At 43.2% G+C, this 12,795-nt stretch carries 7 protein-coding genes; 3 read left to right on the top strand and 4 right to left on the bottom strand.

All coding sequences use genetic code 11. The features are described 5' to 3' along the window. Positions 1 to 40 precede the first annotated feature (40 nt). From CWO08_RS01540 to glgX, 3 genes are all read right to left on the bottom strand, one after another. Positions 41 to 769, bottom strand: a complete 729-nt coding sequence (locus tag CWO08_RS01540; protein ID WP_108019583.1) for a tRNA (adenine(22)-N(1))-methyltransferase TrmK — start codon at positions 767 to 769, stop codon at positions 41 to 43. Between the two features lie 141 nt (positions 770 to 910). Next, positions 911 to 2,653 (bottom strand): diguanylate cyclase, encoded by a 1,743-nt coding sequence (locus CWO08_RS01535; protein WP_102478806.1) that lies wholly within the window; start codon positions 2,651 to 2,653, stop codon positions 911 to 913. Between the two features lie 248 nt (positions 2,654 to 2,901). After that, the gene (glgX, locus tag CWO08_RS01530) at positions 2,902 to 4,875 is read right to left on the bottom strand and encodes a glycogen debranching protein GlgX (RefSeq protein WP_108019582.1); all 1,974 of its coding nucleotides are present in this window, start codon (positions 4,873 to 4,875) and stop codon (positions 2,902 to 2,904) included. 434 nt (positions 4,876 to 5,309) lie between these two features. Between glgX and lamB the strand changes: the two genes are divergently transcribed. Both lamB and CWO08_RS01520 read left to right on the top strand, forming a co-directional pair. Then, entirely contained in the window at positions 5,310 to 6,518 is a 1,209-nt protein-coding gene (gene lamB, locus CWO08_RS01525) for a maltoporin LamB (protein ID WP_102478861.1), read from the top strand. 161 nt (positions 6,519 to 6,679) lie between these two features. Continuing rightward, a complete protein-coding gene (locus CWO08_RS01520; RefSeq protein WP_017078578.1) occupies positions 6,680 to 7,510 on the top strand; it encodes a MalM family protein in 831 nt (276 codons plus the stop codon). Between the two features lie 620 nt (positions 7,511 to 8,130). Here the strand turns inward: CWO08_RS01520 and pulA are convergent. Continuing rightward, entirely contained in the window at positions 8,131 to 11,772 is a 3,642-nt protein-coding gene (gene pulA, locus CWO08_RS01510; protein ID WP_108019580.1) for a pullulanase-type alpha-1,6-glucosidase, read from the bottom strand. Between the two features lie 622 nt (positions 11,773 to 12,394). Here pulA and CWO08_RS01505 point away from each other — a divergent pair. Further along, positions 12,395 to 12,784 carry a DUF1294 domain-containing protein gene (locus tag CWO08_RS01505; protein ID WP_108019578.1) on the top strand — a complete coding sequence of 130 codons (390 nt, stop codon included), beginning with the start codon at positions 12,395 to 12,397 and terminating at the stop codon, positions 12,782 to 12,784. The last annotated feature ends 11 nt before the right edge of the window (positions 12,785 to 12,795 follow it).

The raw sequence follows: 12,795 nt of genomic DNA, 5'->3' as shown, positions 1-12,795 counted from the left end.
TTTGAATATTCTTAATATTCAGCAATAAAGTTAGTACTTACTATGGTTTAACCGACTGGTAGGCATCAATAACATGCTTCACTTGACTCGGTTTGCCTTGCTTCTCCTGTCCTTGATGGATACGTAAGTAGTGCTGCAATGTTTTGGCTTTGTATTGCTGTGATACCTTCATTTGTTCGTCACAATTTGGTGCCCAGATCTTGTCACCGACGTTCGATATCTCGCGAACGTTTTGGCTATTATCTGAATCACCTTGGTTATTACTCACCAATAAAACCTCGTAGTAACGACGGTTCTCTTCGATCAAAATTTCATCAATAAGACCAAAATTGAGCGCCTTTAAATGGCTTCTCAACTCGAATTGCTGATGCACCGGACAAAGCAAGAAATCGATCGCTTTGTTTGGGTGTTGACGATGAATGTCATCGACGAGTTTCTGAGTGAGATCGCCACCGACGCCTGCAATAATAACTAGGTGTTTGCCAGTATGTTTCTCAAGCGGAATAGCGGCGACATCCATGCAGTAGACTTGCCATTGACTGGTAACCGTTTGTTCAGCTTTATTATCTTGTGGAAAGTAGTGCGCTAGCTTGTCTTCAAGTTCACTCATTAGAGACGGGACAATATCGACAAAGTGAATCTGAGGTGCTTTATTATCCGACAACAGTTGAACACCCAAAAAGCCATGATCACAGCAACAGTCCCAAATATGCTGGTAGTCATTGCTGACAAGGGAGTGGAGAGTTTGCAGTCGGTTACTTAGCTTCATAAGATTCGTGTCGTTAGAAAAGGGGATATTGTCTTATCGAAGGCGCATTGTAATGACTTTCTAGAAAAACAAAAGCACCTTGAATTTGGAACCCTAGGTGCTTTGTCGTGTGTGATAATCTACAGGCTTGTTGGAATGCGTTTAAGATGCTTTGGCAACGGCTCTGATGTGGCTTTCCACTCGGTTCTTACCAAGTTGTTGCGCGATAAGCTTTGCCTGTTCCGCTAGCGCTAAAGCTGAGTCTGTTTCGCCTTCTATTTGTGAGTACCCCACGCTAACCCCTAGCGATAAGGTGATATCTGGAGTGACGATGGTTTTCTCCGCGATTCCGACTCGGCACTGGTCTAGCTGGAATTTGGCATCTTTCACATCATTGGCTTTGAACAATACCGCGAACTCCTTTCCTCCAACACGCGCCAAGCAAAGTCCTTTCGGTTTCGGGAAGTAATAACGTATCGATTCTGCAGTCAGCTTGATCATCTTGTCACCGACTGCTTCACCGTAGGCACGGTTTACGTGGTCGAAGTTATCGATATCAAGCAGAGCAACATAGGTATCGGGCTCGCTCGCGTAGTTTTCGATGGCGATACTGAAACTGCTCTTATTGTCTAACTGCGTCATCAGATCTTTGCTACTCAATTGATGTTGAAGCAGTAAGTTCGACAAAGAGACCTCAGTGTAATCCCGGATCATTCGCAGAATACTCTGGCTGATCGGTAAGTTTGCGTTTACGTACAACACTGCGATCAACTGCTTACGAGAGTGCAAAGGAATACAGTAATGACGTTGGTGTATTTTGAGTTTACACGCTAATGGGTCGGCGTATTTTCCGCTTCTGTAAGCCATGGTGTCCGGTGTAAATCGCTCTGCAAGGGCTTTGTCACAATGTACCGTTGACTTGTTTCCGTGATAGTCGATGGTACTGAATGCGTGGTTCTCAGGCTGATAGAGACAGAATTGAATGCCTTTTTGGTAGGTGAAGCTGTCCAGTATGGATCTTAACTCTCGCTTAAAGCTTACAAGGTCATCGACTTTATTCAGTTGTGACAAGGACACATTCAAACGATAAGCCAGATAGTTTGCGCCAATCCACAATAGAAGCAGTGAACCAAGTACCAAGCCAGTTAACGTAAATTGGTGTGAGCTGGTTAAGATATCATGGCGATCGGTGCCTGCGATGAATACCCAGTTCAAGCTGTTGTCAGCGTCAAATACCGATATTTTGAAGTTATCTTGATAGTAATATTCGTGCTTACCAACGGTTTCACCTTGTGAGAGTTGATGGCTGATACCTGCGTGATAGCTGACTGATTTAGATCCGATACGCTTTGGGTCTGGGTGGAAGACCAGTCGTTCTGTTGCTCGGTCAACTACAAACACATAGCCGTGATTAAGCGTTTTTAAGTCTCTTAATCCTTGTGTGGTGTGTAAAAGGTCAAACTCAATCCATATTTCTTCATTCAATCTTTCCGCTGTATGTTTAACTGCGAACACCCAACGACCATCTGCTTTTTGGTAAATCGAAGAGATGTAGAAATCCTCAACCACACTGTCTATTGAGTTCCATTTTATGGAATCGATTTGTTCATGGGAAAGAGGTAATCCACGACTTGATATATATTGTTGGGATTGTGGTTGGTATCGAACGATATCGGAGAAGTTTGGCGTTCTTTTTAGAATATTATCGCTCAATTCTCTGAATTTTTTATCACCGATTGGAGCCGTTTTAGGTAGGCCTAGACTGGTTTCTAAAAAATAGAGCTTGCCGAATGTCGCTTCGATGTTGGAACGAATAGTGGAGCTTGCGATACGAATGTTTGACGATGATTGTTCAGTTGCTGCTGTTTCTACTTTTTCAAGCTGAGCCACAGCTAGATAGAGCATCCCTCCAGTTAATAAAATAATGTATGGTTTAAAAAGCCGAATTAATGTTTTAGGTAAAGCCATGATATCCAAAGACGTTATAGATTCATTTTTATAGTACGGCCATACTAAACAGTTTTCGTAATCACATCAATGCAAATGATTCCATATAAATGAATGCGTTTTGTGATATTAGGCTAACAAAAAAGCCAGTCATAAATATAACTGGCTTCTATGGTTTTCGGTGTTTTATTACGTTGGCTTAACTTTTAACTTAACTCAGTTTTGCCTGGCGAATAATGCAAAATCGCCATCGAAGTTGGCGACAATAACATTTCACCTTCAGCATGACCTGGTTTTACATTTCGTAGGTTAGTATCGCAGATCTTCACCCAGTTTTGATCACGATCACTAGGTAAAGAAAAACGTGCTGGTGCGTTGGTTTGGTTGATCAGATAAATCAACTCGTCACCATTTTTACCAATGCCTAAATGCAGCGCAACTGAGCTTAAACGGTTCCAATCATCATGCTCCATCAGAGTGCCATCGACACGGCTCCAGAAGATGCGGTTAGAATTACGTTTTTCGCCACTGAATGCCTTAATAAATGGCACCATGTATTGCTGACGAGCAGAAATCATTTCCGATAGCCAAGTCTTGAAGTATGTCTTGCGCTCAGAGTCTTCCCAGTTTAGCCAGCTGGTTACGCCATCTTGGCAGTAAGCGTTGTTGTTACCTTTTTGAGTATGAGATAACACATCGGCCGTCAAAATATGCGGAATACCAAAAGCAAACAGCAAGCTCGCCATGAAGTTGCGTTTCTGCTTTTCACGTGTCGCGATCACTAACAGGTTTTCGGTTTCACCTTCAACACCGTAGTTTTCAGAGCGGTTGTCACCGTGTCCATCGCGGTTGTTCTCACCATTCTCTTCGTTGTGCTTATGCTTGTAAGAAACAAGATCTTGCATGGTGAAGCCATCGTGATAAGTGATGTAGTTGACGGTTAATTTGTACGGCCAGTGCGCAGCGCTATAGATGTCACGTGAACCCATCAAGCGAGTTGCAAACTCTTTCAGGTAGCCTTGATCGCCACGCCAGAAGCTACGAGTGATGTCTCTAAGCTTGTCATTACATTCATTCCAACCTAGCGGGAAATTACCTACTTGATAACCATTAGGTCCAATATCCCATGGTTCTGCGATTAGCTTGGTTTCTTTCAGTACAGGATCTTGAGCAACGGCTTTAAAGAAAGCAGCCTCAGGGTTGTAGTTGTCACCTTCGCGCCCCAGTGTTGCTGCTAAATCAAAACGGAAGCCATCGACTTGGAACTCATTTACCCAGTAACGAAGCGTATCCATGACTAAGTTGAGTGCCGGTTGGTGGGTGAGGTCGACCGTATTACCGCAGCCTGTGAAGTTCGCGTAATGACAACCATGTTTAATGTAGTAGCGGCTATCTAGCGCTTTGAGGTTGAAGGTTGTACCCCCTTCACCACCTTCAGCTGTGTGGTTGTATACGACGTCAAGGATGACCTCGATACCATTGCGGTGCAGTTCACGAATCGCGGTTTTGAGCTCAGTAACCGCGTCTTTTTCTGCATAGCGAGGGTCTGGCGCCATGAACAGATATGGGTTGTAACCCCAATAGTTTACTTTCCCCATATCCAATAGGTGGGGTTCATGCATACACGCAGCAATAGGTAAAAGTTGTAGAGAATTGATATTTTGCTGTTTATAGAACGCAAGCATTTCAGGGCTAACTAACCCTAAGTAACGTCCTTTAGTATTGGTCGCTACTTCAGGATGAAGTTGAGATAGGCCTTTTACATGGGTTTCAAAAAGAACGGTCTCTTCGCGGCTAATGCGTGGTTTTTCCACGCCTTGCCAATCGAAAGTGTCATCAATAACAACACATTTCGCCATAGCAAAGCTCTTCTCATTGGTATACGGCGTGACGTAATCGAGCGGTTCGCTGATTGCTTTGGCATACGGGTCTGAAAGTAGGATTGGCCCATTGTCCGTTTCTGCAATGAAACCGTATTTTTGCCCCGCTTTTATACCATCAATAAAAACATATCTGATATCAGCGTATTCATTTTCCAACTTATAAGTGGTGAATTCATCGTTCTCGTCAAAAAGAGCAAGAGAGAGGGATTTACAGTCAGGAGAATAAATTGAGAAGTTACAGCCAGTGTTTCCTAGCGTTGCGCCTAGTGGATAAGGGCGAGCGAGCGTTCTAGTCATTGCTTGATTTCTTGTTCGTTTATCAACATCAGTGAACTATAAGTAAAAAGCTTTGTCACAGTAAGGTCAAGCAACTTCATAGAATAATTATTGTTAAAAAAATAATTTACCGATTAGGTTCAAATTATATATTTGAAGTAGATCTCACTTAAGGTGAATAATTAGATCTGTGTGCTGTCTACTCCTCCTAGATTAAGTGATCCACCTCTTTAAAACACCGTTCTGTATATTTTCTACTCCCCTCTAGTCCCCCTTAATTAACTTAGGGGTGGAGGAAGTCAAACTTGTCATCCCCTCTTAATATTGACCCCGTTGAAACGAATCAGGGGAAACCCTAAACCTCTCTATCTTACGACTACCATTACTGCCTTTGGTTGCCGCAAGAGAGCAAAAATATAAAAACCTAAAATAAATCGTCCTTAATGGAGTTAAGAATGAAAAAAGTAAGTTTGATTGCTGCTGCAGTGGCAACTACATTAGCTGCTGGCTCTGCGTTCGCTGTAGATTTTAATGGCTACATGCGTGCTGGTACTGGTATTAGCGGAAATGATGGTGGTGACGTTTCATTCATGAAGAATGGTATTGGCCGTCTAGGTAATGAAAACGACAACTACTCTGAGTTTGGCTTGGCTGAAGAACTAAAAACTGGTGAGCAAACTTGGCGTTTAGAGTCAATGATTGCTTCTGGTGCTGATGGCGCAAATGGTTGGGAAGACGGTGACTTTAACGTTGCTCAGTTCGCTGTTAAAGCAACTGGCGTGTTATCTTTTGATGAAGAAGCGACTCTTTGGGCTGGTAAAACATACTACCAACGTAAAGATATTCACATCACTGACTTCTACTTCCTAAATACATCAGGTACTGGTGGTGGTATTGAAAATATTTCAGTTGGTAACCAAAAACTTTCTTTAGCAATTATTCAAGATGGCGAAGATGAGAACGGTGCTGGTTACATGGCTGATGCTCGCCTAGCGAATATCGGTTTATGGGAAGATGCTAGTTTAGAGCTTGGTGTTGTTTACAACTTCGGTACTGAAAACAAGAATGGCAAATACGATGGTGATGATGGTCTACTTGCTACAGGTATTATCCACCAAAACATGAGCAATGGTTTTAACCAAACAGTTGTTCAGCTAGGTACTGCTGGTTACGGCGTTCAAATGGCTAACTTCTGGGGTTCTGGTGCTTACTATGATCGCTCTGGTGCTCAAGATGATGGTTTTGGTTACCGTATTCTTAACTGGGGTGTAATGAACCTAGGCGAATCTTGGGAAATGGGTCACCAACTTGCATACCTAGCAGGTTCAGACCTAGGTGTTGATAAGCATGATTCAAGCCAATACTCTATCGTGGCTCGTCCAATGTATAAGTGGAACGACACAATGCGTACTATCTTCGAAGCTGGCTATAACGCTGGTGAAGTAGACAACGTTGACTTTGGTGGCGCTAAATTTACTGTTGCTCAAGCATGGGCAATGGGTGACAGCTTCTGGGCTCGTCCTGAAATCCGTGTATACGGTAGCTACCTAATGGATCTAGAAGGTGATTCATTCGGCGAAGTGAAAGATGCGAGCGGAGATGTAACAGCTAAAGGTGCTGACAACGACTTCGTTGTTGGTATCCAAGTTGAAGCTTGGTGGTAAGCCACTTAGCTTAAAATCCTAAACTGTCCTAATTCATAGCCGGCTTGCGTCGGCTATTTTTTTAAGGAATGTACGATTAAGTTGATCGTTCCCTAGGTGAATAGTTCTCTTTGTGGTAATTAAAGTTAGTAAATTTCTTAAAAAAATAAAAAGGAAGGGTTATGTATTTTAAAGCTCTGATGTTGAGTGGTTGTGTTGCATTGGCCGGTTGCCAATCTGCACAAGTAGTCGAGCAAGTGCAAGTGGCACAGGCTGAACAAGTTAACTCGATTACTGGTCTTCAATTTGCCCCGATGAAGCTTCCAAGCTCGGCAATTTTTGATGTGACACCAAATAGCCAAGTATTAAACTATCAAGGAATAAACAGCCCTGTAGTAGCGATTGAACTGCCTGCAGATCGCGGTGAGTACTCGATTAATATCACGAGCATTATCGGCGATACAGCGTTTGTTCCTAATGCGGTTATCTATGACGAAAACGGTAGTGAGCTAGAGCGTTACGGTAAAGAGAGTTTCGAGTACGCTAAACCAAGACTACACTTGGGGAACCGTCTCGTTGCTGAGAACGATTTTTACCCACCGACAACAGCAAAATCAGTTTATTTAGTTATCTATACAGATCAAGCTGATATTGGTGATTTTACTGATGTGATCCATCCTGCTCGTTTAGATGCGGAAGGTCGTGGTAACTATTTACCTGAAGTGAAAGATATCCCGATTCCAAATGCTAACGTTGGTAAGATAGAAGTAACAATCGATAAAGCGAGCTTCTTTTCTATTGGTTCATCGAGCAGCGAATCTAACGCTAAACCAGCCGCTGCGACTAAGATCGATACCATTCAACCTGAAACGCAAACCTACTATCACAATGCGATTCAAACGGCTGTAACTGAAGACAATATTCCTAAAGCTCTGAGCTTATTAGATGAAGCAAAAGCACTAGGTATTGAAGGCGCGCAAGAAGTATTTGTAAAAGCCGTCAATAAAAAGTAGTCGAATAGTTTGTAAATACTGATTGATATAAAGAGAAGGGCTCCTAGTAGGGAGCCTTTTTTATTGATTGTAATAAATTAAAAGTAATACTCATGTTAACCAGAATATTTGAATGTAAATAATCTCAGGCTTACACATAATAACCAATAACCAATAACCAATAACCAATAACCAATAGCTAATATAAATGGGCGTAATTCGTTGTTTATAGTTTTGATTTACTAACTACTAAAAAACACTCTCGTCTATTTTACTCTTGTCAAATAGCTGAATACGAGCTCTATTGACGAATCGCTATTTCATCTAGTGACCTAAAGTCGGCCTCCTAAACTTTACGTACACTGGAATTATACGTTCACACGACATCGTTATACGTTCACACGACATCGTTATACTTTCTACCAAGAACCAAGAACCAAGAACCAAGAACCAAGAACCAAGAACCAAGAACTTAGGCGGTTTGTTTATCTCTTAACATTTATGTTAATCAAGGTCAGGGAAGGGGGGGACGTGTTGGGATTGGTGTTTGTTGAGCACAAAAAAAGGGAGACTGAGGTCTCCCAAAAGGCTAGCTTGCGCTGGTTTTATTATCTGTTTATTAGAATCGTAAGCTTTAAGGCTTAATTCTTGGTTACTGAAACGACCGCTTTTTCTACATTGTCATCCAGCTCATTAATCGCATTCAGAGTGAAGGTGTAGCTGCCAGCTTCTGCTACGCTTAGTTGGCAGTTACCATCACTACCTAGGTTGATTGACCCATTAGCAAGTTCAACGGAGTCACAACCAAAGTTAGGTGTTTTCCAGTCAGCATCTGCAAACTTGAAGCCATAGTTACCCGCTTCCAAGCTACCTGTTACTGAATAAACGCCGTTACTTACAAAGCTCATTGCCCAACCCTCAACAGGGTTCCAGCCATTCATATCACCACGTACATACACGGTAGTTTGACCGTATGGCGGAATGCTAGACACATCTTTATCAGAGTTATCAACTGGCAGACCGACACCTTGTGCATCACCTTGAGCTTGTACAAATACAGCGGTGGTTAGTGCCGGTACTGTGAAGGTCTCAGCGGCGAAGCTTGCACCTTTCACTGTATCATCAGCAGAGTTTTGTTGAACGTCATGAAGTGTAAAGCCTGTCGCTCCTGTGATTTTGAACGATTGAGATTCATTAGTTGAGTTTACAACTGCCACAATCGCATCATTTGCAGGGTCAAGATCGTCGCCCGCAGACACACCATCATCGATAGACATGACAATCAGGCCTTCGACTTGATCTTCGCCAACATTTCGGAAATCGACACGCTTCATGACTTCGTCTGCTGTATCTAAGCGGAACAGTTCACTTGAGCTACGGATTTTTAGTAGTTCTAGGAATTGCTGCTTAGTCAGTTCAATGTCGTCTGCGTCTGGTTTAGCAGTGCTGTCAGCAATGATAGTTTTGATCAGATCCCAGTTCGCACCATCTTTATCTTCACGTGGTAAGCCAACATTCCAGTTGTTGTCAGTACCGTCAAACATGACGCGGTTATACCAATCACCAGAGTCGTAAGAATCGCGCTGCATTGACTTAGAGCGCAACAGTTCAGAGCCCATATGGATGAATGGTATGCCTTGGCCTAACATGACGGTAGAGAGCGATACAGATTGCATGCGAGCACGCTCTGCAGAACTAGTACCTGCAGCGATCTTGTAAGCGTTGTTGTCCCACAGCGTTTGGTTATCGTGTTTTGAAACGTAAGAAATGTTCTCTGAAGGCATCTTAGTGTAACCAGCTGGCGCGCCGTTGTAATCAACGTTTTTACCCAGTTTGGTATCGCCTTTGTAATCAATCAGTACGTATTCTGCGAGGTTACCTGCCATACCTAAACGAACAAGGTCTTGGTTATGCAAACGACCATTAATCGAATCTTGATCAACTTTGGTTTCTTCGTTGGCAATCGCTGCGTTACCAAAGCCTTGGTTAAAGCGAAGTGGGTGGTTGCCTTCTGAATCGACGCCACCATCAAACGGGCTACCGCCACGAACAGCGTCACGTAATCGATCAGAGAATGTACCTATCTCTGTGCCTGCCATATTGATTTGGTTCGCTTGGTCGAAGCGTGCATTGTTAGCTACTTCACCAAAGTCCCACCCTTCACCGTAGAACAGTGTGTTCTCGTCGATTTTACGAACTTCAGCAAGAGCTTCTACCATTACGTCTTTTGGTTGGTGACCCATTAAGTCAAAACGGAAACCATCCACCTTGTAGTCGTCAGCCCACACCTTAAGTGAGTCGACCATTAACTTACCCATCATTAGGTTTTCGGTCGCAGTGTTGTCACAACAGGTCGAGTTTTCCACGCCACCTGTGTTCACATTAAGACGGTGGTAGTACCCAGGGACAATCTTATCCAGTACCGACTTATCGTTCACACCAGACGCATTGGTGTGGTTGTATACCACGTCCATGATCAGCTTGAGATCCATGTCGTGCGTGGCTTTCACCATTTGACGGAATTCTAGAATACGTTGAGAACCATTAGGATCGGTCGCGTAGCTGCCCTCTGGCACAGTGTAGTGGAATGGGTCGTAGCCCCAGTTGAAGCTGTCCAGCATGCGCAGGTCGTTCATTAATGCTTGCGCATCGCCTGTTGAAGGGTCATAACCATCGAGTACATCTTCGATGACTTTATTTTCGTCTTCGTTTCCACATAAGGCAGCAGTCGGTTTTACATCACACAGTTTGCCAACGGTGTCGGTGATATCGACGCGGCTTGCTTCATCTTCATCAACGGTAGCGATATCAAATGCTGGTAAGATATGCAGCGTGGTTAAACCTGCATCTTTCAAAGCTTGTAGGTGCTTGACCGACTCGCGATCTGCTTCTGTGAGAGCGAGGTATTTTCCATTTAGGCTAGGTGTGCCGAGCTTATCGCTGAAGCTGAAGTCACGAAGGTGTGATTCGTAAAGTACATGATCTTCATCTTTCTCTACCGTTGGACGCTCATATCCAACCCAACCTTCAGGCATTAATGCTGAATCATCAAGATCGATCACTTGAGAGTATGCTGAGTTTTTCGACAAACTGAGTGAGTAAGGGTCGGTTACTAGGCGAGTTTCAATGTTACCTGTGGTTGGATGGTAAACCTTCACTTGGTAGCGATAGTAACTGTTGACAGCGTTAGGTACCGCGTCAGTCGCCCAAATACCCGTCTCAGTGCTTTCCGTCATTGGGAACACTTGTGAACTTTGCAGATCTTCGCTGTACAAGACGAGTTCTACATCTTGCGCGGTTGGTGCCCAAAGCTTGAAGGTCGCTGCACTGCCTTCAACAATCGCGCCTAGTTCTTCACCCATTGCGTTACCAGCATCTTCGCTAGCAAATACCGCATCAAGCACACCTGGCTTTTGAACCTCAGTTGAAGAGATAACATCGCCATTGGCATTATAGGCAACAAAAATTATCTGAGATTTTAAGATGGTGCGTAATGTGTTGTCGTCAACGTCGATAGCAAGGGCAGGTAAGCTTGCAAGGTGGCGGAAACGCTCTTTCAATTCAGAAGACAATTCCCCATCTTTGCTTAGTTCAATTGCAGTGCCGCCCACGATCTCTTTGTCGTCGTTCATCGTGATGCTGTTATCGAGTGCGTAGAACAGCTTGACAGAATCGGCGTTACCAGCGGCTTCCCAAGCGATAGTGTCTGCGTCTAACCAATGCGCTTTTTGGCCATCAATATTCACTGGGCGCTCTGAAATTGGGTCGTAGTACAGCTCGCTGCTGCCATGGAACCCGAATACACCTTGCGAATCACCAAGTTTGGTTAACTCGATTTTTGAATTGGCACTACCAAACGCTTTTTCGTCGCCATTGTGTAAGATGAAGTTCATGCATTTATGTGGGTCAGAAGCATCTGGATCGACTTTCAACACATAGTAAGCGCCGTAGGTATCACTGATACCATCAAATTCGTAAGGTGCTTCCCAGTTAGTACCCGTTTCGCTTAGCCCCATGCCTTTTAAGTCTGTGCTAGTACAGCCTTCGCCATTCCATAGGTGAAGCCCCCAACCGTCGTAAGTTGAGCCCGAAGTGCTCGCGGCTGCAACATCACGTTTGTAATACACAACGACTTCGTTTTCGCCTGCTTTGTATAAGCCATCGTTGCCTGCGTCTGTGTCATTGTCGCTATCACTGCCACAACCTGCGATCAAAGTAGCGGTGAATAGAGGTAAAATCGCTTTGGCCAAAGTCGAGCGCTTGAAGCTTCTCTTTTTGGTCATATTGAAGGTGTTTCGTAGAGATATAATTTTATTAATATTTATGTTGTTCACGTTTTGATATCCATATTTCACTTTTTATGAAGATAAATATCCTAGCTTTAACCAAGGTCAACTATTTGTGATGGCAATGTATAAAGTTATTTTTAATTCGTAATTATAAGAAACCTAGTGTCAATATCACGCTTTGTATTTGGTTAGTGCTGGATTAATTGGATCAATGACTCATATGTTCGGAATCAATAACCTAAGGCGTAGAGGATAGGAGTAGATAATAAGGATGAGAACTCATCCTTATTAATGTGAGACGAATGCCACTTTTTTTGGCTCTTATTTTTCAATGGCAATAAAGTTTTATTTATTACCGTTTTTATTGCTACTATAGCTAATAATAACCCTATTAATTAGTGTGGAGTAACCACAAATATTTTGACACTAAAAATGGATTCACATAAGTGTGAAAATACTGTCATTTCTATTTTCAGATCCTTTCGATTACGATAGATCCAACGTGTGTTTAGGAAGAGGTTTCTTAGTAGACTAGCTCCGTGCTACTGAGCTCTTTCTATCAAAATCTACAGGGCGTAATTGCCACAATATGTGAGCTGTTACCCAAAAGGAGTTGATGTTGTCTTCATCTATTAAAATTGCTATCACCTATCTGATGTTGGTTGCGATATCTGTGTTGTTTGCAGAAAGTTCTAAAGCGCTGTTGGTGTGGTATTTGGTTATCGGATTGGTGACGTTTTTTGTGTACGCGAAGGACAAGAGAGCGGCAATCAATGGCAATTGGCGTGTGCCAGAGAAAACTTTGCATATTTTTTCTGTAGCTGGTGGTTGGTTGGGGGCTTTGCTCGCACAAGACAAGCTGCGTCATAAAACGCAAAAGCAGCCGTTCAGAGCGATTTATTGGCTGACGGTGGCGATGAATATAGCAGTGTTTATATGGACGTTAACACCGAGTGGGCAGGCGATATTCGGTCGTTGGGTTAGTGAGGTTATTGGATACTTGTAATGAAATTGATG

Origin of the sequence: Vibrio sp. 10N.286.48.B8 (genome assembly GCF_003050085.1) — a bacterium.
Classification (GTDB): domain Bacteria; phylum Pseudomonadota; class Gammaproteobacteria; order Enterobacterales; family Vibrionaceae; genus Vibrio; species Vibrio crassostreae.
Note: the sequence above shows the minus strand (reverse complement) of the source record. Positions and strands in the feature narration are given on the sequence as shown.

Bases quoted from the DNA above. Each gene is read 5' to 3' on its own strand.
- CWO08_RS01520 (WP_017078578.1), top strand. From the start codon at position 6,680: ATGTATTTTAAAGCTCTGATGTTGAGTGGTTGTGTTGCATTGGCCGGT.
- pulA (WP_108019580.1), bottom strand. From the start codon at position 11,772: ATGACCAAAAAGAGAAGCTTCAAGCGCTCGACTTTGGCCAAAGCGATT.
- CWO08_RS01505 (WP_108019578.1), top strand. From the start codon at position 12,395: ATGTTGTCTTCATCTATTAAAATTGCTATCACCTATCTGATGTTGGTT.
- lamB (WP_102478861.1), top strand. From the start codon at position 5,310: ATGAAAAAAGTAAGTTTGATTGCTGCTGCAGTGGCAACTACATTAGCT.
- CWO08_RS01540 (WP_108019583.1), bottom strand. From the start codon at position 769: ATGAAGCTAAGTAACCGACTGCAAACTCTCCACTCCCTTGTCAGCAAT.
- CWO08_RS01535 (WP_102478806.1), bottom strand. From the start codon at position 2,653: ATGCTCTATCTAGCTGTGGCTCAGCTTGAAAAAGTAGAAACAGCAGCA.
- glgX (WP_108019582.1), bottom strand. From the start codon at position 4,875: ATGACTAGAACGCTCGCTCGCCCTTATCCACTAGGCGCAACGCTAGGA.